The 26,886-nt window shown below is 46.3% G+C and carries 19 protein-coding genes; 13 read left to right on the forward strand and 6 right to left on the reverse strand.

Features of this window, described 5'->3' with window-relative positions; genetic code table 11:
* Positions 1-430 precede the first annotated feature (430 nt).
* From fre to trxA, 4 genes are all read right to left on the reverse strand, one after another.
* A complete protein-coding gene (gene fre, locus CAG58_RS15135; RefSeq protein WP_154169373.1) occupies positions 431-1,144 on the reverse strand; it encodes an NAD(P)H-flavin reductase in 714 nt (237 codons plus the stop codon).
* Positions 1,145-1,323: 179 nt separating this feature from the next.
* Positions 1,324-3,177, reverse strand: a complete 1,854-nt coding sequence (gene ubiD, locus CAG58_RS15140; protein WP_161426363.1) for a 4-hydroxy-3-polyprenylbenzoate decarboxylase — start codon at positions 3,175-3,177, stop codon at positions 1,324-1,326.
* A 174-nt stretch (positions 3,178-3,351) separates the two neighbouring features.
* Positions 3,352-4,611: a transcription termination factor Rho gene (gene rho / locus CAG58_RS15145; RefSeq protein ID WP_040905638.1), complete on the reverse strand. Its 1,260-nt coding sequence runs from the start codon at positions 4,609-4,611 to the stop codon at positions 3,352-3,354.
* Between the two features lie 189 nt (positions 4,612-4,800).
* Entirely contained in the window at positions 4,801-5,127 is a 327-nt protein-coding gene (trxA, locus tag CAG58_RS15150) for a thioredoxin TrxA (RefSeq protein ID WP_004397310.1), read from the reverse strand.
* Between the two features lie 112 nt (positions 5,128-5,239).
* On the opposite strand from trxA, the gene rhlB reads away from it, so the two are divergent.
* Both rhlB and gppA read left to right on the forward strand, forming a co-directional pair.
* Positions 5,240-6,541, forward strand: a complete 1,302-nt coding sequence (rhlB, locus tag CAG58_RS15155) for an ATP-dependent RNA helicase RhlB (protein ID WP_004397313.1) — start codon at positions 5,240-5,242, stop codon at positions 6,539-6,541.
* Between the two features lie 7 nt (positions 6,542-6,548).
* Positions 6,549-8,045, forward strand: a complete 1,497-nt coding sequence (gppA, locus tag CAG58_RS15160; RefSeq protein ID WP_161426364.1) for a guanosine-5'-triphosphate,3'-diphosphate diphosphatase — start codon at positions 6,549-6,551, stop codon at positions 8,043-8,045.
* Between the two features lie 53 nt (positions 8,046-8,098).
* On the opposite strand, the gene CAG58_RS15165 is transcribed toward gppA, so the two are convergent.
* The gene (locus CAG58_RS15165; RefSeq protein WP_161426365.1) at positions 8,099-11,533 is read right to left on the reverse strand and encodes a hybrid sensor histidine kinase/response regulator; all 3,435 of its coding nucleotides are present in this window, start codon (positions 11,531-11,533) and stop codon (positions 8,099-8,101) included.
* An 89-nt stretch (positions 11,534-11,622) separates the two neighbouring features.
* A complete protein-coding gene (locus CAG58_RS15170) occupies positions 11,623-12,813 on the reverse strand; it encodes a 3-phenylpropionate MFS transporter (protein WP_158144362.1) in 1,191 nt (396 codons plus the stop codon).
* Positions 12,814-13,490: 677 nt separating this feature from the next.
* Between CAG58_RS15170 and CAG58_RS15175 the strand changes: the two genes are divergently transcribed.
* The 11 genes from CAG58_RS15175 (at position 13,491) to CAG58_RS15225 (ending at position 26,885) form a co-directional block, all read left to right on the forward strand.
* Positions 13,491-15,314 carry a DUF294 nucleotidyltransferase-like domain-containing protein gene (locus CAG58_RS15175; protein ID WP_161426366.1) on the forward strand — a complete coding sequence of 608 codons (1,824 nt, stop codon included), beginning with the start codon at positions 13,491-13,493 and terminating at the stop codon, positions 15,312-15,314.
* Between the two features lie 5 nt (positions 15,315-15,319).
* Positions 15,320-15,967 (forward strand): 3'-5' exonuclease, encoded by a 648-nt coding sequence (locus CAG58_RS15180; RefSeq protein WP_158137710.1) that lies wholly within the window; start codon positions 15,320-15,322, stop codon positions 15,965-15,967.
* Positions 15,968-16,153: 186 nt separating this feature from the next.
* Complete coding sequence (gene acs, locus CAG58_RS15185; protein WP_161426367.1) at positions 16,154-18,100, forward strand: acetate--CoA ligase; 1,947 nt, start codon at positions 16,154-16,156, stop codon at positions 18,098-18,100.
* A 442-nt stretch (positions 18,101-18,542) separates the two neighbouring features.
* Positions 18,543-18,992: a type II 3-dehydroquinate dehydratase gene (aroQ, locus tag CAG58_RS15190; protein ID WP_161426368.1), complete on the forward strand. Its 450-nt coding sequence runs from the start codon at positions 18,543-18,545 to the stop codon at positions 18,990-18,992.
* A 62-nt stretch (positions 18,993-19,054) separates the two neighbouring features.
* A complete protein-coding gene (gene accB / locus CAG58_RS15195) occupies positions 19,055-19,510 on the forward strand; it encodes an acetyl-CoA carboxylase biotin carboxyl carrier protein (protein WP_154169385.1) in 456 nt (151 codons plus the stop codon).
* A 15-nt stretch (positions 19,511-19,525) separates the two neighbouring features.
* On the forward strand, positions 19,526-20,869 hold the full coding sequence (accC, locus tag CAG58_RS15200) for an acetyl-CoA carboxylase biotin carboxylase subunit (protein ID WP_040905716.1): 1,344 nt from the start codon (positions 19,526-19,528) through the stop codon (positions 20,867-20,869).
* A gap of 192 nt (positions 20,870-21,061) precedes the next feature.
* Positions 21,062-21,949 (forward strand): 50S ribosomal protein L11 methyltransferase, encoded by an 888-nt coding sequence (prmA, locus tag CAG58_RS15205; RefSeq protein WP_161426369.1) that lies wholly within the window; start codon positions 21,062-21,064, stop codon positions 21,947-21,949.
* A gap of 139 nt (positions 21,950-22,088) precedes the next feature.
* On the forward strand, positions 22,089-23,057 hold the full coding sequence (dusB, locus tag CAG58_RS15210; RefSeq protein WP_158137708.1) for a tRNA dihydrouridine synthase DusB: 969 nt from the start codon (positions 22,089-22,091) through the stop codon (positions 23,055-23,057).
* 23 nt (positions 23,058-23,080) lie between these two features.
* Positions 23,081-23,377: a DNA-binding transcriptional regulator Fis gene (gene fis / locus CAG58_RS15215; protein WP_004397332.1), complete on the forward strand. Its 297-nt coding sequence runs from the start codon at positions 23,081-23,083 to the stop codon at positions 23,375-23,377.
* Positions 23,378-23,557: 180 nt separating this feature from the next.
* Positions 23,558-24,529 carry a LysR substrate-binding domain-containing protein gene (locus CAG58_RS15220; protein ID WP_158137706.1) on the forward strand — a complete coding sequence of 324 codons (972 nt, stop codon included), beginning with the start codon at positions 23,558-23,560 and terminating at the stop codon, positions 24,527-24,529.
* Positions 24,530-24,839: 310 nt separating this feature from the next.
* Positions 24,840-26,885 carry a TonB-dependent receptor gene (locus CAG58_RS15225; RefSeq protein ID WP_161426370.1) on the forward strand — a complete coding sequence of 682 codons (2,046 nt, stop codon included), beginning with the start codon at positions 24,840-24,842 and terminating at the stop codon, positions 26,883-26,885.
* Position 26,886 lies beyond the last annotated feature (1 nt).

Below are 26,886 nucleotides of genomic sequence, written 5' to 3' on the forward strand. Positions count from 1 at the left end.
TCCAACAGAACGATAATGAATTGACTGTGCCGATAGTGCTAAAAGCCCTATCAATTTGGTCACTCAGTTCATTGAAACCGAAGTGCTTATTGCTAAGCATTTTGATTATCATCAACGAGTGCCCACACAGATTGATTGGTTTAAATTGTTAAAGAGCTGGCTTGCGAATCTCTCGTTGAGCTTCGAAGCGGAGGTGAATTCTAGCGAGTTAATTTGAAGAGTCAAACACTTTTTCAAATTTTCTTTTTTAGAAGTTTTCCCTCAACCAACACTGCCTGAAGCCTTGCGGCGTCTGCCGTGTCAGTGAGGGCGCATTATAGGGAGTTCGTTTGGCTTGGCAAGTGCTTTTTATCAAAATATCTTTAAAAAACGTACAAGCGACCAATTATTGAACATTACTGTACGTGTTTTAATCAATCGATGTCTTTTCTCATATAAACGCATAAGCATCGGCGAACATCCGCTCGCTGATTGCTTGTTTATGTTGGGTAAATTGATCTCTCGCTGCACCCGCCATATCAAATCGACCGGCTATATAGATATCAAATTCTGCTAATGAGTCAAAATCTGCCATCACCGCTTGTAATACATTGCCAATTTTGCCTGACCATTCTGCCGGTGCTTTTTCAACAACAGGAACAAAGTGAACATGGGCATATTGATCTGTTATCGTTTGTAGCTCTTGCAAAGCATAGAGCTGCGCTTCATCTCGGGCTCCCCAATAAAGATAAATCGGTGTGATATTGCCCAGTGCTAGACAGCGATCTAAAATCGAGCGAACATAACTAAATCCTGTGCCGCCTGCGATCAAGAGTAATGGTCGTTTCGCATCTTCTTGTAACCATGCCTCTCCGTGAGGCGCATCGATCGTTACTTCGCCTTGCTGTTCAAGTGCTTGTTGCATAACCTGCACCACTTCCTGTGCGTAAGCATTATGTTCGGCAGCGCCAATATGAAGTTCCAGCTCTCCATTATCACGGCATGGACTACTGGCTATTGAGAAAGGCCGCTTATCTTTTTCACCCATTACCACCATAAGGTACTGGCCGGCTTTAAAAGCAACTGGTGTAGTCGGTTGCAGTAAAATCTGATAGGTATGATTGGCCAAAGGCTGAATCAACTTCACTTTACATTGAATGGTCATGACTTCCTCTTCCTTACTTAACCAAAGTAAGTGCTATATGACGTAAAAAGACTGAGCCAGTCACCTTTTACCCCAGCGACCTTTTCTTGGTAGGCATCCTTGCTGAGGTGATGACTGACTTCACCGATAAAAATAATGAATGTTTGATAACCAGGCCTGACAAATACGCAGACGATAGGTTAATCGATCTTTAACAAAGGCCACATTTGATCGACTTTAGCAACTAACTGAGGATCCTTCTTAATCGGAGTCCCCCATTCACGCGCGACTTCTCCAGCAAATTTATTAGTGGCATCGAAACCTAACTGACTGACAAAGGTATTGTGATTCTTATCGCTCACCGTATCACGTGCAGGATCCATACGGGTGGTAATCGCCCAGATAACATCATTCCAATCACGAACATTAACATCATCATCACAAAGTACCACAAATTTAACGTGAGCAAACTGAGATAAAAACTGCCATACCGCTTCAAGTATCCGTTGAGATTGTCCAGCTTGGACTTTTTCCATTGCCACGAGCGCAAATTGATTGTGAGCACTTTCAGGCAAATACAGATCGATCACTTGTGGATACTGCTCTTTAAAAACCGTAATGTCCTGTTCTGTTAACGATGCAAAGGTATTGGATGGATTGGGTTTATCACTGACTGATTCTGCTGGCCATTTACGAGTAGCATCTAAGCCCATTTTAGAACCCAACCCCACCACCGGCGAAGCAAAATCTAGCGAATCGATGGGGGTGTTTTCAATCATCAAACTGTCGCGAACCGGATCCATATGCTCACACATCGCTTGAATGACCGACGACCAATTTCGAGCATCAACGCTTTCATCACAGACAATCACAAACTTCGTATACATAAATTGACGGAGAAACGACCAAACTCCCATCATTACTCGCTTAGCATGACCTGGATATTGTTTTTTAATCGTGACTATCGCCATGCGATACGAGCAACCTTCCGGAGGCAAATAGAAATCAACAATTTCAGGAAACTGTTTTTGTAGTATCGGGACAAACACCTCATTTAATGCAACCCCTAGTACGGCAGGCTCATCAGGTGGGCGTCCGGTGTAAGTACTGTGGTAAATCGGTTGTTGGCGCATAGTTACATGAGTAACCGTAAAGACGTGATGACGCTCAACTTCATTGTAATAACCGGTATGGTCACCATAAGGTCCTTCGTCAGCAAACTCATTAGGGTCAATATAACCTTCAAGGACAATTTCAGCACTCGCAGGGACCTCTAAGTCATTACTCACCGATTTAACCACTTCTGTTTTGCTACCACGTAATAAACCAGCAAAAGCATATTCAGATAGCGTATCAGGCACCGGAGTAACCGCACCAAGAATCGTTGCAGGATCAGCGCCAAAAGCGACCGAAATAGGAAAAGGCTTTCCCGGATGTGTTTCCATCCAATCTCGCAGATCGAGTGCACCACCACGATGCGCTAACCAACGCATAATAACTTTATTTTTAGCAATTTTTTGTTGACGGTAAATGCCTAAGTTCTGACGTTTTTTATTGGGGCCACGAGTAATCGTTAATCCCCAAGTTAATAAAGGTGCGACATCATTAGGCCAACAACTCATGACTGGGATTTTATCTAAATCAACCTCATCACCCTGCCAGATGATTTGTTGGCATGGTGCTTTTCGTAAACGCTTAACGGGCATATTAAGTACTTGCCGGAAAACGGGCAGCTTATCTAAGGCATCTTTAAAACCTCGCGGAGGCTCAGGCTCTTTAAGATAAGCGAGCAATTTACCAACCTCACGCAAATCCTGTACACTTTCTCGGCCCATCCCCATGGCAACACGTTCGGGAGTACCAAATAAATTGGTCAATACTGGCAAGTCATAGCCAATTGGATTTTCAAATAACAGCGCTGGTCCGCCCGCTCGCAGTGTACGGTCACTGATTTCGGTCATTTCATAATGAGGATCAACCGGATGAGCAACGCGTTTTAACTCACCACGCTGTTCAAGATAGTCAATAAAATCACGTAAATCCTTAAAATTCATAAGCTTTCTTGTCGTTGATTACCTTGAACTTAGTATAACAAAAAAGCGCTTTATTTCAGCGCTCTTTCCAACATCTCTTTGTCTATTTAGTTAAAATCAGCGTACGAGGTTGGATTTTTCCAAAAAAAAAACACCACGCTAATAGTGTGGTGTTTTAGAGGATTTTACTTCACTTTATTGACGGCGCATCGCATCAAAGAATTCATCGTTGGTTTTGGTCATTGCCAACTTATCAATCAGGAATTCCATCGCATCAGTTTCACCCATTGGATGAACAATCTTACGTAGAATCCACATTTTTTGCAGCTCATCCGTCTTCGTGAGCAACTCTTCGCGGCGCGTACCTGAACGGTTAAAATCTATCGCTGGGAAGACGCGTTTTTCAGCAATTTTACGATTAAGGTGCAGTTCCATGTTACCTGTCCCTTTAAATTCTTCGTAAATCACTTCATCCATTTTTGAGCCTGTATCGACAAGAGCGGTAGCAATAATGGTTAAGCTGCCTCCCTCTTCAACATTACGCGCGGCACCAAAGAAACGTTTAGGACGATGCAAAGCGTTAGCGTCAACACCACCCGTTAGTACTTTACCTGATGAAGGGACAACCGTATTGTAAGCACGAGCTAAACGGGTAATGGAGTCGAGTAAGATAACGACATCTTTTTTATGCTCAACCAAACGCTTGGCTTTTTCGATTACCATATCAGCCACTTGTACGTGACGCGATGCTGGTTCATCAAAGGTAGAAGCAATCACTTCACCTTTAACAAGGCGTTGCATTTCCGTGACTTCTTCTGGGCGTTCATCAATCAGTAATACCATCAAAACACACTCAGGGTGATTGTTAGCAATACTCTGGGCAATATTTTGCAATAACATGGTCTTACCCGCTTTTGGCGGAGCAACAATCAAACCACGCTGTCCTTTACCAATCGGAGCGGCAAGATCAAGAACTCGAGCAGTAATGTCTTCCGTAGAACCATTACCACGTTCCATCACCATGCGTTCATTAGCGTGTAAAGGTGTTAAGTTTTCGAAAAGAATTTTGTTGCGGGCGTTGTCAGGTTTGTCGTGGTTAACCGTGTTCACTTTAAGCAGTGCGAAGTAACGTTCACCTTCTTTGGGTGGACGGATTTTCCCAGCAATCGAGTCACCCGTGCGCAAGTTAAAGCGACGAATTTGGCTCGGTGACACATAGATGTCGTCAGGGCCAGCCAAGTAGGAGCTGTCTGCACTGCGTAAGAAACCAAAACCGTCTTGAAGAATTTCCAAGACCCCGTCGCCAAAAATATCTTCACCGCCTTTTGCATGTGCTTTAAGGATAGCGAAGATGATGTCTTGTTTTCTTAGACGCGCGAGGTTTTCAAGGCCTAGGCTCTCACCAAGTTTCACAAGATCAGACACAGGTCTGCTCTTCAATTCTGTTAGATTCATTGTGGTGGATACTTGTTTAGTCAAAATAGGATCTATTTTCTAGTTAAGATGGATTTGGTCTCAGGATTGACCAAGAAGTGAACACTTGTTTAATTAACGTGCGATAAACTAACACTAAAAATAAGCGTAGTCTAGAAAATGTTTTTTGCAAAAGAAAACCGCACGTGAGGTGCGGTTTTACACTTTGCGCTACAGATTGGCGTCCAAAAACTCTTTCAATTGAGTTTTAGACAACGCGCCAACTTTAGTTGCTGCAACACTACCATCTTTGAATAAAAGAAGGGTAGGAATACCGCGAATACCGAACTTAGGTGGCGTTCCTGCATTGTGGTCGATATTCAATTTACCGATAGTGAGTTTGCCTTGGTACTCTTCAGCGATTTCATCAAGAATCGGGGCGATCATTTTACATGGTCCGCACCATTCTGCCCAAAAATCGACTAGAACCGGGCCTGCAGCTTTGATCACATCGTTCTCAAAACTTTCATCAGAAAGCTGCAAAATTTTATCACTCATCTTCCACTCCAATGTGTTTTTCTGAACTGATTGCATAACAACCAGTAAATTAGATGCTCTATTGGAATGTATTTACTTCCGTATTGCAAGTGTAAGCTGATATTCTATAGCAATGAAAAAGACACACATCACAGAGCAAAAGTTCGCCGACTTCGGTTTACACCCGCAAGTCATTGAAGGATTGGATAAAAAAGGGTTTGAATATTGTACCCCGATCCAAGCCTTGGCGTTGCCGGTCCTGCTCACCGGCCAAGACATTGCAGGCCAGGCCCAAACGGGCACTGGTAAAACCCTTGCGTTTCTTACTGCTACCTTCAATCACTTACTGACGACCCCTGAAGCGGAAGGACGAAAACCTAACCAGCCTCGCGCCATCATCATGGCCCCGACGCGTGAATTAGCGATTCAAATTTATAACGATGCAGAATCATTAATTGCTACCACGGGCATAAAAACCGCGCTAGCGTATGGTGGTGAAAGCTACGATAAGCAACTGGCTAAAATTCAAGAAGGCGTCGATGTATTAATCGGTACCACCGGACGTATCATCGATTTCTATAAACAAAAAGCGTTCAACCTTAACCATATTCAAGCCGTTGTGTTGGACGAAGCCGATCGGATGTTTGATTTAGGCTTTATTAAAGATATCCGTTTCTTATTCCGCCGTATGCCCGAGCCTAAAGAACGTCTCAATATGCTCTTTTCTGCCACGTTGTCTTATCGTGTTCAGGAACTGGCCTTTGAGCACATGCATAATCCAGAGCATGTGGTCGTGGAAGCGACCCAAAAAACCGGCCACCGCATTAAAGAAGAGCTGTTCTACCCTTCAAATGAACATAAAATGGCCCTTTTACAAACCATTATTGAAGAAGAATGGCCAGATAAAGCGATTGTTTTTGCCAATACTAAACATCGCTGTGAACAGGTTTGGGGAAGTTTAGCCGCTGACGGACATCGAGTGGGTCTACTGACTGGTGATGTACCCCAGAAAAAACGTGAACGTATCTTAGAACAATTTACCCAAGGTGAATTGGACATTTTGGTCGCTACCGATGTTGCTGCTCGTGGATTGCATATTCCTTTAGTGACTCATGTTTTTAACTATGATTTACCTGACGATAGCGAAGATTATGTCCACCGTATTGGCCGAACAGGTCGAGCGGGAGAAAGTGGTTCTTCGATCAGTTTTGCCTGTGAAGAGTACGCCGTCAATCTACCTGCGATTGAGGAGTATATTGAGCACTCGATTCCGATGTCGGATTACGATCCAACCGCGCTATTGACCGATTTACCTAAGCCATTAACTCTGCGTTCTTCATCGCAGCAACGTCGGACTAACACCACAGGATCACGTTCAGGTAACCGAAAGCCACAACGTCGTCCACGTGCACCACGACCGAAAAAGGATTCGTAATTTATCTATGAGTCACCACACTTCTTCACCGCTCTATGCGGCTATCGACCTAGGTTCTAACAGCTTTCATATGTTGGTGGTTCGTCACGTCGATGGCAGTGTGCAAACCCTAGCGAAAATTAAACGTAAGGTTCGCTTAGCTGCTGGATTGGATGAACAGAATGCATTAAGTCAAGAAGCGATGCAGCGTGGCTGGGATTGTTTAAGTTTGTTTGCCGAGCGCCTACAAGATATTCCCGCACCACACATTAAGATTGTCGGTACCGCGACGCTACGCACGGCAATCAATGCTGAGCAATTCTTGCAAAAAGCAAATGCCATTTTAGGTCACCCTATCGAAGTTATTACCGGAGAAGAAGAAGCGGCAACCATTTATAAAGGTGTAGCTCATACCTCTGGGGGTATGGGTCGGCGATTAGTGGTTGATATTGGTGGTGCTAGCACAGAGTTGATTATTGGTGAAGGGTTTGAAGCTAATGCGTTAACCAGCTTAAAAATGGGCTGTGTTACGTGGTTAGAGCGACATTTTAAAGATCGCCAACTCAATACCAGTAACTTTAACAATGCCATTTATGCGGCAAAGCAAATGCTAGACCCCATATTGGATACTTATCGCCAATTGGGTTGGAATGTCTGCGTCGGAGCCAGTGGTACCGTTCAAGCGCTACAAGAGATCATGTTGGCGCAAGGGATGGATGAGATCATCACCCTCCCGAAACTCAAACGCTTGCAAAAGCAGGCGATGCTAGCGGATCACCTTGAAGAATTGGATATTGAAGGTTTAACTTTAGAACGTGCTTTAGTCTTTCCGAGCGGCTTATCGATCTTAATCGCTATTTTTGAGTCACTCAATATTGAAGCCATGACACTGGCCGGTGGCGCATTACGTGAAGGGTTAGTCTATGAGATGGTCGAGACTCTTCGTCAAGAAGACATCCGCGCTCGCACCATTCAAAGCATCCAAAAACGCTATCAGATTGACCGTCAATACGCTCAACAGGTGGCCACTCTCGCCAGTCGACTGCTTGCCCAGTGTGGCGGAGAGAGCTGGGCTCCTGAACCACAAGCGGAAATGTTATTACGCAGTGCTGCACAATTGCATGAAATTGGTTTAGCGATTGATTTTCGCAAAGGGGGCGAGCACAGCGCGTACTTGCTACAACATCTCGATTTACCCGGTTACACCCGTGCGCAAAAACAATATTTAGCCGAGATCACCCGTCGTTACCGAGAACAACTGACCTCACTACCCGAGCAACATGCTCTTTCTGGAACCACGGGAAAACGCTTATTACGTTTGTTGCGTTTGGCGGTGCTGCTCAGCCACCGACGTCATCCGGCCTTAGAGCCTGAAGTGCAGCTTGAGGCGCAAGGCGATAATTTAACGTTAACCATCAATCAACAGTGGTTACAAGACAATCCGCTCACTCGTAGTGAATTGGAACTGGAAGCTAACCGTCAAACCGACATTGGTTGGCCATTAACGATCAATAGCGACCAGTAGCGCGAGCACTCCGTCAACTCATCCTACCCCCGACGACTCAGGGGTAGGATGATTTATCGGCACTGATTCAATAAAGCACGCAATTTCAAAGGTTTGATTGGCTTAGCCATAAAACCAAAGCCTCCAGCTTGAATGCCTTCGACAATGTCTGGGTTACGATCAGCACTGATGATCACCCCAAAAAAACAATCGCCTAACCTTAAGCGGCACTGTTGCAAAACTTCTAAGCCGGTTCGGCCATGATCGAGTCGATAGTCGGATAAAATAACATCAGGAACCCATTGCTGTTCTAATGCTTGCAAGCTTGACAACAAATCAACGGCGGTTTTTACCTCACAGCCCCAACGCTCTAATAATTGTCGCATCCCGACTAAAATATCCGGCTCATTATCAACGCATAACACTCGCAGATAGCTCAGATCAGATAACGTTTCCGTCGCTTTCAGCCTAGGCGTTGGTACAGAGATCGCTTGCGAACGAGGTAAAGTAAGCGAGAAAACGCTGCCTTTGCCTGGCCAAGAACGCATGGTAATAGCATGATCTAATGCCTGAGCAATGCCTTTTGATATCGCTAAACCTAAGCCGAGACCTTGATCAGAACGAATCTGCCCACCGCGATTAAACTCTTCAAAAATTTCCTGCTGTTTATCTTCAGCAATCCCAAAACCGTTATCCCATACTTCGATACGCACCATGGTTTGACTGCGGCGCACCCCAAGTACGACTCGTCCTTGCGGACTATAGCGAAAAGAATTAGTGAGAAAATTTTGAATGACGCGACGCAGCAACTTCGGATCCGACTGAACATATAACGAAGACGGCACCATATGAAATTGTACCTGCTGCTGCTTAGCCAACGCACTAAACTCGGCCTGTAAATGAGTTAACATGCTATGGATTGGAAACGTATGCTGATGAATATCTAACTTACCCGACTCTAAACGTGAGATATCCAGTAAATCACCAATTAAATCTTCCGCAGCGCTAAGCGCGCTTTCGATATGATGCGCTAACCGTTGAGACTCTTGCTCTTTAGCCACTTCAGATAAAGACGATGCAAATAAACGAGCCGCATTTAATGGCTGCATTAAATCATGGCTCACCGCGGCTAAGAAACGCGATTTCGATTGTGATTCACGCTCTGCTTTTTGAGTGGCGACAACCAACTGTTGGTTTAGTTTTTCTAACTCTCGCGTCCGCTCAACCACTCGCTCTTCCAAGTGTTCGTTGGCCTCTTTTAAGTTACGTTCAGCATTGCGAAATACCGTGATATCACTAAAGCTCATCACAAACCCACCACCGGGCATCGGATTGCCTTGCACTTCAATCACTCGCCCATCACTGCGCATTCTAGATGAGGTATGTCTTGAACCTTGTTGTAAATACTCGACGCGCTTTCGAACATGATCTTCAGGATCACCCGGCCCACATAATCCCTGTTGAGCATTATGACGAATAATATCGGCAATCGGCCGCCCAACCTGGATTAACCCTGCAGGAAAATGAAACAACTCTAAATAACGTTGGTTCCAAGCCACTAGCCTAAGCTGTTTATCGACTACCGCAATCCCTTGTCCGATATGCTCAATCGCGCCTTGTAGCAAACCCCGACTAAAATCATACAGCTCAGAGGCTTCATCAACGATGGTCGCCACTTCTTCCAACTGCATTTTTCGGCCCTGTAGAGCCGAAGTCAGGACTAGCTTAGCCGAAGAAGCACCAAAAACCCCCGCTAGCACACGTTCTGTATGGCGAATCAATCCTGCGGGCGCTTGTTGATTAGGCATTAAACTGACGTTTTGCTGAGCCCAAAACTGAGCAAAAGCACTGCGCACCCGGGAACGTCCGACAAAACGCGCCGCAAGCATTTCTAACTCAGCCACCGTAACCCGACTTTGGTAGAGGCTCATGTTTTCATTTTCAGGCAGTGGCGTGCCAATAAATGAAGCCGCTTGTAAGCGCTCACTTAAGCTTGAGCGAGTCACTAACGATACGACAACATAACACAGCGTATTGAGTGATACGCTGAGTAGCATTCCCCAATCGACGCGACTCATTCCCAGCTCATATAACCATGAGGGCGGAGTGATCAACCATAATAAAACGTTATTTTGCGCATCCCCAGCGAGCATTTGTGTTGCGCTCATGAGAGTGATAAGCCACAAGGTGAACCCAACCGCTAACCCCACATAAACGCCTTTGCGATTGCCATCTCGCCAGTACATTCCGCCAAGCAAAGCTGGGGCAAATTGGGTAATCGCCGAAAAAGAAAGAAAGCCAATCGCAGACAGAGAAGGAATGCTATCGAGGGCAAGATAAAATCCCCACGCGCCCAATAGCAATAATAAAATCAGGGTGCGACGAATAATCACCAATAAACCAGAGAAATGACGGTGGTTACGATGTGTTAAGCGCATGCGGCGTAACAACAGAGGCATAACAAGATCATTCGAAACCATGATCGCCAACGCTATCGTCGATACAATCACCATCCCCGACGCAGCCGAAGTACCGCCTAAAAAAGCCAATAAGGCAATCTGCTCAGCCCCGACGTGCATAGGAATACTCAGCACTAACGTATCGGCAGGAGCATTAGGTAGTAGCGCTTGACCAACCCAAGCTATCGGTAAAACAAATAGCCCCATCAACATTAAATACAGAGGAAAAAGCCAGCGGGCGGTGTGCAAATCTTGCGGTCGCTCATTTTCTACCACCATGGTATGAAATTGGCGTGGTAGGCAGACAATCGCCAGCATGGTTAACAGAGTATGAACCAATAATGTCGGCCAATTGGGGGCTTGATACGTTTGCTCGGCAATGGCCAACACGTCGATGCTATGATCAGAAAAAATCACATAACCAACAAACAAGCCCACCGCTAAAAAGGCCACCAATTTCACTATCGATTCAAACGCAATGGCCATCATCATGCCACGATGATGCTCGGTATTATCAATATGGCGCGTACCAAACAACATGGTAAATAACGCCAACGCCAAAACCACAAACCAAGAAATATGGTCATCTTGATAGCCAAATTGAGCGTACAAATCCGGAGCAACCACATTCAGTCCCATGGTGATGCCACGTAACTGCAAAGCGATATAAGGCAATATTCCGGCAACCGCGATTAAGGTCACCGTGACGGCTAACCCTTGCGACTTGCCGTAACGTGCACCGATAAAATCGGCAATCGAGGTAATGTGCTCACGTTTAGCAATCAAGATCAGCCGTGCTAATACCCGCCAACCAAAAATAAACACCAGCATCGGTGCAAGATAGATAGGTAAAAAAGACCAAGGATTGGCACTGGCTTGACCGACCGTGCCATAAAAGGTCCATGACGTGCAATACACCGCAATCGATAGACTGTAAATCCAGGGCCGCCAGTGCGCTAACCAGCGCGTTTGTCTATCGCCATACCACGCAATCAAAAAGAGTACGCCTAAATACATCAGCGAAACTGGGATTACGATCCATCCATGCATTAGGAATCCTTTTTTCTGCGCCTAAAAAAACCTCTCCTTAAGGAGAGGTTATTTAACAAAGGATTCACTCACAACTCAATCACTGAACATCAATTCTGTGCTTCAGGCTCAGCTTTAACCGCTTGTCCATCTTGTATAACTGAACTCGGTAACTCAACCTTAATCAATAGTGCTAGCCCACCCATTGCTGCCATGACCCAAAACACTCCCGCACCAAAGTGATCGTATCCCCAGCCACTGAGCGTGGTTAGCAACGCAATAACCGCACCAAGAGGAATAGCGTTATACAGCGCTTGTAAAGCCACCATTTTATTTTGAGGCGAATGCTGAATATATTGAATCGCGGCAATATGCGCCATCGCAAACGTGACGCCATGCAGCAGTTGAATCGCGACTAACGCGATGATCGCCGTTGTCGAAGCGGTCAGTCCCCAACGCAACATGACCCCTAGGGCGGCCACCACGAACAACGCTCGTAGACTCCATCCGGCAAATAAACGCTTACTTAAGGCGAACACCAGAACCTCAGCGACCACCCCCAAGCTCCATAAATAGCCGATGATCGCTTCCGAGTGCCCAGCTTGCTTCCAGTGAATCGCACTAAAACTGTAGTAAGCGGCGTGGCTGCCTTGAATCAAAGCCATCAATAACAAAAACTTAATCACAGGTAATTCACGCAGTAACTGCGTTAATTTAGGGCGCACAGCGTGAGCGTGACTTTCAGTGACAGGCATCACCTGCGGGTTACGCAGACTGAACAGCAAAGTGATTGCCGCACCAAATAAGGCGGTATAGAGAATCATGCTACTGCCGTATAACGCCACCAAATAGCCAACCACTGTCGACCCGGCAATAAAAGCCACCGAACCCCATAAACGAGAACGACCGTAATCAAGTAATTGATGTTTCGCGTAAAAATTAGCCATCGCATCAGAAAGCGGAACAATCGGCCCACAACAGAGGTTAAATAACACCGTTGCCAAGGCCATTAGCCAAAAACTGCCGCCAGTAAAAAAGTGAAACGCGATAAATAATAACGCCGCTAAACTGAGCCAACGTAAAGCAGGTAACAAATGTTCGACTTTATGGATCCGTGGTGTAAACAGTAAATTCGCCACACAGCGGGTTGCAAAACCAATCCCGACTAATACGCCAATATCCGTCGCCGACACACCTTGATCGGCAAACCACAATGACCAAAACGGTAAATAAACCCCGTAAGCAAAAAAGAAACCAATAAAGTATTGGGATATCCACCCAAAAGGGGAAGGGTTCAACATAACAGATCCTAAATAATTCATCGCCCAAAGCACAGGGTCCCTGCCAACGCGTCACTCGTCGCTAACCGCACTGAACATCACCCACAGAGAAAGCACATCGGACACCGATAATAACCGGCGATTATGCAATAAGTCCCTAAAACTAAAAAGGGATCTTTCATCGCCTTGACGATTTCCCTGTTGTTTGACGAACGCTAAGCGGTCAATGATTAGGGTCTGTTTATCTTTCGAGCTGATTTTTGCAGCAATTTGTGGCTGCTTTATACAAGGCAGAGGCTTTGATATGTAGTTACTCTACCTGAGAAGCCGATAACGCCGTAGAAAGGAGCCACAAACGCTGCCCGAAGGGTTCGGCTAAAAGTGTTTTACTCTTTGTTGAGAGGTGTTTTGCCTAGAATAACTAGGCTACAAACCTCTCGTCGCGATTAAAACACTTTTATCTCGAACAAAATTTAACCGCGAAAGATAAACAGACCCTAGAATCTCAGAGGAGAAAAACAGATAACTGTCGATAGTCCATCGATTGTCGCCAATTCGATTGCACTAACATTAGACCAAAGTCGTCTGGAGAGCTTGAGAAAAGCAGCCACACTTATCGATAAGTGCGGCGGATTGATTCGCGTCGTAAAACAGACAGAACAAAGAGCAAGCATCCCACTTATCAAGGTGAGTTAACTATGCCGGACAAATTTAACATGCTCTCGCCTCCCTTTAGCAGCTTAAGCGAGGCCCAACAACAGCGATTGCGCGCCGCTTTAGATATTGCTTACTATCGTGAGCACGACGTGTTGATCCAACAGGGACAAGCGTGTCATCAACTGTGGATTCTGATCAAAGGCACGGTAGAAGAGCGCTCAGTGGACGGTAAAACGCTCTATGCTCACTACACTAATGAAGATATGTTTGACGTGCGAGCTCTGTTTGAAACCTCCGCCAAGCATCAATACGTCGCACTAGAAGACACCTTAAGTTATTTGCTACCCAAAAAAGTTTTTCTGACTCTGTGCCGTGAAAATCGCCAATTTTCGGCGTATTTCGAAACCAACTTGGCCAAACGTCAAGAGCTGATTGAAGTCGCCCAGCAGCAGAAAAATCTGGCTGAGTTTATTCTGACCAAAATAGAACCTGAGCTCTACCTTGAGCCAACGTTGGTCAAACCCGATCAGACCTTAGCTGAAGTCACTCAAGAGATGAAAAGTCGCCGCGTGGATGCGGCCTTAGTCGAATGGCCTATCGGTGACCGACGCGCAGACTCCTCAGATATTCCCCCCTATGGCATCGTTACCCGCAGTAATCTTTTACATGCAATTATGTTAGAAGGTCATACACAACAGACTGAAGTCGGCGAGATAGCCACCTCTCCCATCCTGCATATCCAACAAGGCGATTTCCTGTTTAACGCAATGATCAGCATGACGAGGCACAAGGTCAAACGCTTGGTGGTCTGTGAAGGACGTAAAGCCGTGGGTATTTTATCGATGGTCCAAATCTTAAGTGCTTTTTCGACCCACTCCCACGTTTTAACGCTCACCATTGCTCGCGCCACGAGCATTGATGAGTTGGCTTTTGCGGCGAACAAGCAGCAGCAACTGGTCGAAAGCCTACTCAACCGAGGAATAAGAACGCGCTTTATCATGGAACTGATCGCGGCAGTTAATGAGCAGATCATCGAAAAAGCCTTCCAACTGATCGTACCCAGTGAAGCGCAACAGCAGTGCTGCTTTGTCGTCTTAGGCTCAGAAGGGCGCGGTGAGCAGATCCTCAAAACCGATCAAGACAATGCATTAATCATCGCCGATGAAGCTCAATGGTCTCACTCTACACCATGGCTAGAAACGCTCACCCACACTTTAGTCCAGCTTGGCTACCCACTGTGTCCAGGGAAAGTCATGGTCAATAATCCTGACTGGGTACAATCACAAACCGATTGGCAAACGACCATCAGCCATTGGATTCAGACAAGGCGACCCGAGCACATGCTCAACCTCGCTATCTTTGCTGATGCCTACCCAGTAGCAGGAAATAAAGCCTTACTCGCACCAGTAAAACACCATTTACAGACCCGCATCTACGGGCAATATGCGGTATTGGCTGAGTTTACTCGTCCAGCACTGAATTTTTCGCTACCCCTGACCTTATTTGGCCACCTTAAATCGAGTAAATCCGGCTTGGACATTAAGAAAGGGGGGATTTTTCCTATTGTTCATGGCGTGCGGGCGCTAAGTCTTGAATATCAAATCAGCAGCACGAATACCTTTCAACGCATTGAAGCACTACAGGCACAACAGGCATTAGAAAAACAGACCGCTGATAACCTAAGAGAAGCGTTAAAGCTGTTTTTAAAATTGCGTCTAGCGCAACAAATCACTAACCAACATCACGCCAATCATATTCAGCTTGGTCAGCTCGATCGCACTGAAAGAGACTTACTGCGTCACAGCCTGCATGTCGTGAAAAAGTTTAAGCAATGGTTGAGTTATCATTACCAAATTAGGGAGTAACGCTAATGAACTGGCTGGCGAGATATTATTGGCACCACAAATTAGCGGGGTCACCTTATCAAGATCTGTTTACCGCGCCCCTCAAAACCGAACTGATCTCTTTAGACTGTGAAACCACCAGCCTTGATCCACAACGTGCCGAGCTAGTCAGTATTGCCGCAACAAAAATCATCGACAATCGAATTCTTACCAGCCAAGCTTTCCATATTCGTCTCGCCGCTCCAACGTCCTTAGATTCGGGTTCGGTGCGCATTCATCAGTTACGTCATCAAGATCTCGCTAATGGTTTGTCGGAGCAGCAAGCTTTACAACAGTTGCTCGCGTTTATCGGTAATCGTCCATTGGTCGGTTATCATATTCGTTATGATAAAACGATTCTTGATATCGCCTGTCGTAAACAACTGGGCTTTCCACTGCCTAATCCACTGATTGAAGTCAGCCAGCTTTATCATCAACAGTTGGAAAAACAGTTACCCAATGCCTACTTTGATCTAAGCCTTGCAGCGATTTGCCATCATCTCGACTTGCCAATGCAAGACAAGCACGATGCCTTGCAAGATGCGATTACCGCTGCATTAGTTTTTGTACGCCTCAGTAAAGGCGGATTACCGAAGCTAAAAAGCCCTTATCAGCACAGCCCAGCTCTTAGCTAATCGAGGCCTCATCCTAAAGTCTAATTGTGTAAATCTTGCTGGTGACTAACAGTTAAAGGCATAAAAAGCTTCCCATTAATGATGTTCAACCAGCCAGTTAAAGCGCTTTGATCAAACGACAGCACGGATCCTCAAGTTGGTCTCAGAGCACAAGGGAATTTACCGCTTACACAAGGAGAGTTAGTCATGAGTGATGCCCATATTTATCCGGTCAAAGAGAGTGTCAAAGCGTGTACCCATGCCGACAACGACACTTATCTCGCTATGTATCAACAATCGGTTACCGATCCGGAAGGATTCTGGCGTGAACATGGCAAAATTGTTGATTGGATAAAACCCTTCAGCGTAGTGAAAAACACCTCGTTTGATACCGGACACGTTGACATTCGTTGGTTTGAAGATGGCACCTTGAATGTCTCGGCAAACTGCCTTGACCGTCATTTAGCAGAGCGTGGCGATCAGGTTGCCATTATTTGGGAAGGCGACGATCCCGCGAATGATACCACCCTGACTTATCGTCAGCTCCATCAACAAGTTTGCCGATTTGCTAACGTATTAAAAGCTCAAGGAGTACGTAAAGGCGATGTGGTGTGTTTATACATGCCCATGGTACCGGAAGCGGCTGTGGCGATGTTAGCCTGTACCCGAATTGGGGCCGTACATACTGTCGTTTTTGGCGGATTTTCGCCGGAAGCCCTCTCTGGACGGATCATCGACTCCGATGCCACCTTAGTGATCACCGCCGACGAAGGCGTGCGAGCTGGCCGCGCTGTCCCCTTGAAGAAAAACGTCGATGAAGCGCTGACTCATCCTGAGATTAAAACTATTAATAAGGTGATTGTTTTTCAACGCACCGGCGGTCAAGTCGACTGGCACGAACATCGAGATGTCTGGTGGCATGAAGCCATGGCTAGCGTCTCTGAACACTGCCCCGCCGAAGAGATGAAAGCCGAGGATCCACTATTTATTCTCTATACGTCAGGCTCGACAGGAAAACCAAAAGGTGTATTGCATACCACTGGTGGCTATTTGGTGTATGCGGCGATGACCTTTAAATATATCTTTGATTATCAGCCCCAAGAAACTTTCTGGTGCACCGCCGATGTGGGTTGGATAACTGGACACACTTATCTCCTCTATGGTCCATTAGCCAATGGTGCCAAAACCCTTTTATTTGAGGGTGTGCCAAATTATCCCGACACTAACCGTATGAGCCAAGTGGTCGATAAACACCAAGTCAATATCCTTTATACTGCACCAACCGCGATTCGGGCTTTGATGGCAAAAGGTGATGAGGCCATTAAAGGGACGCACCGTAGCAGCTTACGCATCATGGGCTCGGTGGGTGAACCGATTAACCCTGAAGCTTGGCAGTGGTATTACAAAACGATTGGTAACGAGCAATCTCCGATTGTCGATACTTGGTGGCAAACGGAAACAGGCGGTATTCTGATCAGTCCTCTACCTGGCGCGACCGCTTTAAAACCGGGTTCAGCTACACGTCCCTTCTTTGGTGTTCAACCCGCATTAGTCGACAATATGGGTAACCTTATCGAGGGTGCAAGTGAAGGTAACTTAGTGATCCTCGATTCATGGCCAGGGCAAATGCGCACCGTCTACGGCGATCATGAACGCTTTGAACAAACCTACTTCTCTACTTTCCAAGGTATGTACTTTACTAGCGATGGCGCACGTCGTGATGAAGATGGCTATTATTGGATAACCGGACGAGTCGATGATGTCTTAAACGTATCTGGCCACCGAATGGGTACCGCAGAGATCGAATCGGCCCTAGTTGCGTTTGATAAAATTGCCGAAGCGGCGATTGTGGGCATCCCACACGATATTAAAGGGCAAGCGATCTACGCTTACATTACCCTTAATCATGGCGTCTACCCTAGCGTTGAGCTACACAAAGAAGTCAAAGATTGGGTGCGTAAAGAGATTGGCCCTATCGCTACCCCAGATGTACTGCATTGGACCGACTCGCTGCCGAAAACTCGCTCAGGTAAAATCATGCGCCGTATTTTACGTAAAATTGCCACTGGAGATACTAGCAACTTAGGCGATACCTCAACGCTTGCCGATCCAAGCGTGGTCGATAAGTTGATTGCTGAACAAGCACAGCTTTAGGTTCTAGGTTCTAGGTCCTAGGTCCTAGGTTCTTTGGCTCTTTGGCTCTTTGGCTCTTTAGGTTTGGAGTTTTGGGTTCTGGTGTTGTTTTTCCCCTAGGATCTAGGACCTGCTCTTCCCTAGAACCTTGATCTTAATCTTTTTTTCCTAGGACCTAGGAGCTGCTTTCCCCTAGGACCTAGTTCTTGATTTCCCTAGAACCTGCCTTTCCTAGACCCAGCCCTTTCCAAAGATCTAAATTCCAGTCTCAGCCAGCAATAGTCGTTCAAAAAACACCCGTCATAGTCATTAGACCAGTAAATTGCTGCCATTTGCGACGAATTAGCTATAATCGTGGTCAATTTCATAAAAACAGCGAACTTTTGACAAAAAAAGTAGGTCGAAAGTGCCATAATATGAAATTATCAGGTTACATCTCACGATAGAGGACGATAGCTACATAATGACCGCGAAATTACGCATTCTTGTTCTTAATGGTCCAAACTTAAACCTGCTGGGTTTACGTGAGCCGGAACATTACGGCGCACAGACCCTTGAGCAGATCATTGATAAGTTACGCCAACAAGCCGCGCTGGCCGATGTAGCATTAGATCATCTGCAATCGAATCGTGAGTATGAATTGATTGAAGCCATTCACCAGGCGCACAATCAGGTGGATTTCATCATTATCAATCCAGCCGCTTTTACTCATACCAGTGTAGCGCTCCGTGATGCCTTACTGGGTGTCGCGATACCGTTTATCGAAGTGCATCTCTCTAATGTACATGCACGCGAACCGTTTCGTCATCACTCCTATCTGTCTGATAAGGCTCAAGGGGTGATCTGTGGCCTAGGTGCACAAGGCTATGAATTTGCTCTGTTGGCAGCGATTCACGCACTGCAAACAAAGTAACGCACAACATTCTACAGTCCTAATAGGGCTGTCTTACTCACAAGATAAAAGAGAAAGAACCAATGGATATTCGCAAAATAAAGAAATTGATTGAATTAGTGGAAGAGTCTGGCATTTCTGAGTTAGAAATCTCTGAAGGAGAAGAGTCGGTACGCATCAGCCGTCATAGCCCAGCTCCAACCACTCAAGTTCATTATGCTGCAGCACCGGCTGCTCCTGTCGCTGCACCCGTAGCGGCTCCCGTTGCAACGGCTGAAGCGGCACCTGTCGCCAAAGTGCCAACGGGCCATCAAGTATTGTCACCAATGGTTGGTACCTTCTACCGCTCACCAAGCCCAGAGTCAAAAAGCTTTATTGAAGTCGGCCAAAGTGTTTCCGCGGGTGATACCTTGTGTATCGTTGAAGCGATGAAAATGATGAACCAAATCGAAGCAGATAAATCTGGCGTCGTTACCGCAATTCTTGTCGAAGATGGTCAACCCGTTGAATTTGATCAACCTCTTGTCGTCATCGAATAATCGAGGCCAATGGTTATGCTAGATAAATTAGTTATCGCGAACCGAGGCGAAATTGCGCTTCGTATTCTTCGCGCTTGTAAAGAATTAGGGATTAAAACGGTCGCGGTTCACTCCACCGCAGACCGTGACCTAAAACACGTTCTCCTCGCGGATGAAACGGTCTGTATCGGCCCAGCAAAAGGCATCGATAGCTACCTCAATATCCCACGCATTATTTCTGCCGCAGAAGTGACGGGGGCGGTTGCCATTCATCCCGGTTACGGATTTCTGTCTGAAAACGCCGACTTTGCTGAGCAAGTCGAGCGCAGTGGCTTTATCTTTGTCGGCCCAAGAGCAGAAACCATCCGCTTAATGGGTGATAAAGTATCAGCCATTAACGCCATGAAAAAAGCCGGCGTACCTTGCGTACCTGGCTCGGATGGTCCTCTCGATGGTGACGAAGCAAAAAATAAAGCCCACGCGAAACGCATCGGCTATCCCGTGATCATCAAAGCCTCTGGCGGCGGCGGCGGTCGAGGCATGCGCGTGGTACGCTCAGAAGCCGAGTTGATCACCGCGATCAACATGACTCGTGCAGAAGCCAAAGGTGCCTTTAATAATGACATGGTTTATATGGAGAAATTCCTCGAAAACCCACGTCATATTGAGGTTCAAGTACTGGCCGATGGTCAAGGTAATGCGATTCATCTTGGTGAACGCGATTGCTCAATGCAACGTCGTCACCAAAAAGTGGTCGAAGAAGCGCCAGCACCGGGCATCAATGAAGAAGTACGTAAATACATTGGTGAACGCTGTACGCGTGCTTGTATTGAAATTGGCTATCGCGGCGCTGGTACTTTTGAGTTTCTGTATGAAAACGGCGAGTTCTACTTCATTGAAATGAACACCCGAATTCAGGTTGAACATCCCGTAACCGAAATGATCACTGGGGTTGATTTGATCAAAGAGCAATTACGTATTGCCGCTGGCCAACCACTCTCCTTTACGCAAGACGATATTAAGATCCGCGGCCATGCCGTCGAATGTCGTATTAACGCTGAAGATCCGGAGCGATTCTTACCTTCTCCGGGCACGATCACTCGTTTCCATTCTCCAGGTGGCATGGGCGTTCGTTGGGAATCACACATTTACGCAGGTTATACCGTACCGCCTTACTACGATTCGATGGTCGGCAAACTGATCACCTATGGTGAAAACCGTAATGTCGCGCTAGCCCGCATGCGTAATGCGCTCGATGAAATGATTATTGAAGGGATTAAAACCAATATTCCTTTGCAAGAAATCATTATGAATGACGAAAACTTCCAAAATGGTGGCACCAACATCCACTATCTTGAGAAGAAACTCGGTATGAAATAATAGCCTCGCGCCTCAATTGCTATCATGCCCACTTCGGTGGGCATTTTTTTTGCAGGCTACCACCCTCTTATCTCCCCTCGTAGGATGCTCATCAATCCCGTCCTTTCCGTCGAGATAACTTCAGGTAGGAAGCGAGCCGACAAACCTGCTAAACTCTACGCCAATAACCGCGAATAAAAGAGAGCCCATGCCATGCCTTGGATTCAAATCAAACTGAATGCTACTAATGAAAATGCTGAAGCGATCAGCGATATGTTAATGGAAGAGACCGGTGCTTTATCGGTGACCTTACTCGATGCAAAAGATACCCCTGTCTTTGAACCGCTACCGGGTGAGACTCGTTTGTGGGGCGATACTGACCTATTAGCCTTGTATGACGCCGAAGTCGATACTCCAAGTATCCTTGCTCAAATCCGTGACAGCCAACTCCTTGCCGACGACTTCTCGTATAAAATCGAGCAAATAGAAGACAAAGATTGGGAGCGGGAATGGATGGACAATTTCCATCCGATGAAGTTTGGTGAACGGTTATGGATCTGCCCAAGCTGGCGCGACATCCCCGATCCTAACGCCGTCAATGTGCTACTTGACCCGGGCTTAGCGTTTGGTACCGGTACACACCCAACAACCGCACTGTGCTTACAATGGCTTGATTCACTCGATCTGAGCGGAAAAACCGTGATCGACTTTGGCTGTGGCTCGGGTATTCTTGCGATTGCTGCGATTAAACTCGGTGCCGCGAAAGTGATCGGTATTGATATCGATCCGCAAGCACTGCAAGCATCCAGAGACAATGCTGAGCGCAATGGCGTCGCCGATAAAATTGAGGTTTACCTACCGCAAAATCAACCAGAGAATTTAGTCGCTGATGTCCTCGTTGCCAATATTTTAGCGGGCCCATTACGTGAGCTTTCTGCGGTAATTAAAAGCTTAATTAAACCTGGTGGACTGTTGGCAATGTCTGGTGTGCTGAACACACAAGCCAAAGACGTGGCGACCTATTATCGTGATCAATTAGACATAGACCTAATTATTGAGCAAGAAGAGTGGTGTCGGATCACTGGCCGCAAGCAAGATTAATGAAGAGTTTATCAGTTAATTGATTGAAATATGGGCAATTTACAAAAACAATTGCCCAATGCTCAAATATTAGTCTTTTCACACCGTAAAAAAATGCGTAAAATGCGCGCCCTTACTGGTATGAAGCTGTGAAGACGTTTTGAAAATCGGAAATCATCAACTTAACAATAACCTCATCGTGGCTCCGATGGCTGGAGTCACCGATAGGCCGTTTCGTGAGTTGTGTCTCCGTTATGGTGCAGGAATGGCCGTCAGCGAAATGATGTCCTCCAATCCCGCACTATGGAAAACCGATAAATCGAAAAACCGCATGGTGCATCAAGGCGAATCGGGCATTCGCTCAGTACAAATTGCAGGTAGCGATCCACAGCAGATGGCAGAAGCAGCACAGTTCAGTGTTGAAAACGGTGCGCAAATCATCGATATCAATATGGGCTGTCCTGCAAAAAAAGTGAATAAAAAGCTCGCGGGTTCTGCATTACTCCGTTATCCGGATGTGGTTGAACACATTCTTAAAGCGGTCGTCGATGCAGTCAAGGTTCCTGTCACCCTCAAAACCCGAACGGGCTGGGACACAGACAATAAAAACTGTGTTTATATCGCTCAATTAGCCGAAAACTGCGGCATACAGGCGTTTGCGCTTCATGGGCGAACTCGTACTTGTATGTACAAAGGAGAGGCAGAATACGACAGTATTAAAGCCGTTAAACAGGCGATCAGCATTCCTGTCATCGCGAACGGAGACATTGATTCTCCGCAAAAAGCGAAACAGGTGCTGGATTATACCGGTGCTGACGCTTTAATGATTGGTCGACCTGCCCAAGGTCGTCCATGGATTTTTCAGGAAATCCAACACTATTTGGAAAGCGGTACCACCATGCCTGAACTTCCGGCTCAGGAAGTAAAAGACATTTTGCTTGGTCATGTGCACGCTCTCCATCAGTTTTATGGTGAGTATTTAGGCCCTAGAATTGTGCGTAAGCATGTAGGCTGGTACCTAAAAGAACATGAACAAGCCAGTGAGTTTCGCCGTATCTTCAATGCGCTTGAAGCAGCTCCGCTGCAGATAGAAGCACTTGAAGGTTATTTTGATAACGTTGCATCATAATTAAGAGAAGAGCTAGACCGAATATGTTCGAACAAAATCTGACTTCAGAAGCTTTAACCGTAACTACCGTAACTTCACAAGATCAAATCACGCAAAAACCATTGCGCGACTCCGTTAAAGCGTCTCTTAAAAACTACCTTGCCCAGTTAAATGGTCAGGAAGTGACTGAACTCTACGAATTAGTTCTAGCCGAAGTTGAACAGCCACTATTAGACATCATCATGCAATACACTCGCGGTAACCAAACTCGCGCAGCAACCATGATGGGTATCAACCGCGGCACTCTTCGTAAGAAACTGAAAAAATACGGCATGAATTAATTTCAGCATCAGGCTACAAAATTCATCAAGGCTTACCACGGTAAGCCTTTTTTATTGATTCTTCACTTGCTCTGATAAGATAAATATTGTTATAACAATCCCTTATCTATATAACTGAAAAGCATGCCAAGAACTGGCGATGCCCGATGATACAGCCGAGTCAACCTCAGGAGATCACCCATGAAATTACAGCAACTGCGCTACATCCGAGAGATACAGCGCAATGGCTATAATATCTCGTTAACCTCAGAAAAACTGTTTACCTCACAGCCGGGGATCAGTAAACAGGTGGCATTACTTGAGGGGGAGCTCGGCGTACAAATTTTTGAGCGACAAGGTAAGCATCTGTCTGGTGCCACCGAAATTGGTCAACAAATCATTCAAGAAGCGAGCAAAATGCTCGAAATTGAAGAGAAAATCAAAGCCATTTCGGCCAGCGTTACCGCACCCGATCGCGGAAGAATGAACATTCATACCACCAACGCTATCGCGAAATTTTTACTGCCCGAAACCGTGCGCTACTTTATGAATAAATACCCTAAAGTCTCGCTGCACATGGGCACCATCGAACCTGATAGCCGTGGTAATACCCTACCAACAGGCCCGTATGACTTCTCTGTCGTTGCCCAAGAAATTGACGAGCAAGCCGATTTAACCGTGCTACCCGCCTATAAATGGTCACTGAGTTTAATTTTGCCACTCAACCACCCTTTGGCTGACGTCGAAAACATCACTCTTGAGCAACTGGCTCAAGAAAAATTAATCAGCTACGAATTAAAATCAACCGGTCGTATGGCCATCGATGACGCATTTGCTAAACGTGGGCTGACTCCGACGTATATCGTTACCGCCATGGATGCCGAAGTGATCAAAGAGTACGTCAGGCTGGGGGTGGGAGTCGGGCTTATCGCCTCTGTTGCTACCCACACGATGAGCGATAGTATTGTCGTTCGCTCTCTCGAAGGCTTAGTACCAGACTGCTATGCTTGGTTGTGCTACAGCAAAAACCTGTTTTTACAGCAATACATGTATGATTTTATTGCTAAATTCGCCCCTCACTTGACTCGAACAATGATCGAGCAAACCGCTCACCTTTCCAAAGCGGAGCTGACCAAATGGTTTGAAGATATGAATCTGATGACCTACCGCTAATGTTTCTCTGAGTCACGCAGCTCGGTGGTGTCGGCGCAAGATGCCACCGGATGTCGATATCATTGCCGCTTGATCATCACTCCCCCCTTGTCATCCATACACCGATCGTATTAATTAAGCCTCAAAGATAAATTAACACTTGAAATGTAAATAATAACAATTATTATTCACAACCTTATTATTAACCCGTTGATCATTACTCTTACACTACGTCGATAACTCATGACGTTAATACTTAGGCGAGTCAATAATCCTCACTCGTCGTCGATGACGTGGGTAAGAGATAAACAACTTTTTAGTCAGTACTTATATGCACTTTATCTCTCATTCTCTTCGCCCAAGCTTGCTGTGCCTTGCGATTGTCGCAACCTTCACGCAAGCGGACACTCAACCTGAAACCATAACGATTACCAGTCAAAGTAGTCAACATCCAATCGTATCAACGGCGACGCGTACCGAAACCCCCGCTAAGTTGATACCACAGACCATCAATAGTGTATCTGCCGAGCAACTCACCGCCTTTGCACCAGCCTCGTTAAGTACCGCACTGGTTGGTACTCCTGGTATTGATGCGGTCAACGATACTCGTTTTGATAGCGTAATGATTCGCGGCTTTGGCGCCAGTAACGATTTCTACCTCGATGGTTTTCGTGATGATATGCAATACACCCGAGATTTAGGCAACATTGAAAGTGTGGAAATTCTGAAAGGGCCAGCGGCGGTACTCTATGGTCGAGGCAGTAGTGGCGGTATCATCAATCGGGTCAGTAAAACACCCCACAAAGGCCAAAAGTCCAGTATTCATGCTCGGATCGGTAGCCATGATTATCAACGTTTAGCCGTCGATTTAAACGGTGAGTGGCATGATGATGTACAAGTGCGTTTAAACATGGCGCAAGAAGATAACAACAGCTTTCGTGATGGCGTCAACAGCAAACGCACGCTCTTTGCTCCTTCGTTGGCTTGGACCATTAACGACGATCTTAACTGGTTAATCCAATATGAGCGCAACGCTCATGACCGAACGCCAGATCGCGGCATTCCTAGTGTTAATGGCCGCCCAGCAGAGGTCGCTAACCGTGCCGTATACAGTGATACCTCACGTGACTTTATTAACGACGTTAGTGAAGCGACTCGTTCACGTTTAACCTGGCAGATCAACGATAGTTGGCAACTGCGCCAGCAACTCAGTTACATCAAGCTCGATAGTGAATTTGATAACACCTATGTCGTGCAAGTCAAAGGCGATCAAGTGGTGAGAAACCGCTGGCAACAAATTCTCAAGGCGAACACTTTAACCAACCAACTCGAAATGGAAGGCCAATTTACGACAGGGCCAATCCGTCACCGTCTATTAACAGGTATTGAGCACAGTTGGCAAGAACGCACACCGACACTCTATCGTAATAAGCAATCCATCCCCGCTGGCGATCTCTACCAGCCGGATCAATTGCCCACTTACCAAGGAGAGATGGCCTTATCGAGTGATGCTAAGCACAAGGTTCGTACCAGTGGCGTGTATGTGCAAGATCAGCTCAGTATCAACGATTGGCACCTATTAATGGGCCTGCGCTACGATGAGTTTTACGTCAATACACAACGTATTGATACCAATAAACAAGAGACCCAAACCTCTTATACACTCAGCCCTCGCTTAGGTTTAGTGTGGAATCCCGTCACCGATCACGCCCTGTACGTCTCTTACAGTAAAACCTTCTCACCGGTTGGCGGCGGATTGATTGGCATTACTCCGGGTAACCCAGCCAATGAACTCGATCCCGAGAACAGTCGCTTGTATGAAACGGGAGTAAAAAGTGATTGGCTCAATGGCCGAATCGCCACCACGTTATCGGTATATCGTTTAGAAATGTACAATCGCCGCATGAAAGATCCACTCGATCCTGAAGTGACCATCCTCACTGGTTTACAACGCACTGATGGCGTCGAGTTAGACATCAAAGCTTATCTTAACGACCACTGGTCACTGCGCGGCGGGATCGGCTGGCAAGATGCCAAAATCATCAAATCAGAGGCCAATACCCAAGGCAATCGCCCAAGTGCGGTATCCAAACTTAATGGGCAGCTTTTCCTTGCTTACCAACATGGGCAAGGTTGGTTTGGTGAAACCGGCATAACGGCAGTAGGCGATCGTTTTGCCGACACCAATAACACCACCACGTTGCCCGGTTACGCCCGCCTTGACGCGCGCATCGGTTATCAATGGCAAGATTGGAAAACGCAGTTGAGTGTCGAAAACCTATTGGATAAGGACTATTACGTCAGTGCCACCGGAGCCACGCAAATCATGCCCGGCGCACCACGTGAGTTTTACTTAAGTGCTCAATACTCTTTTTAAC

Source organism: Vibrio sp. V31_P5A7T61 (assembly GCF_009904895.1).
GTDB lineage: Bacteria > Pseudomonadota > Gammaproteobacteria > Enterobacterales > Vibrionaceae > Vibrio > Vibrio metschnikovii.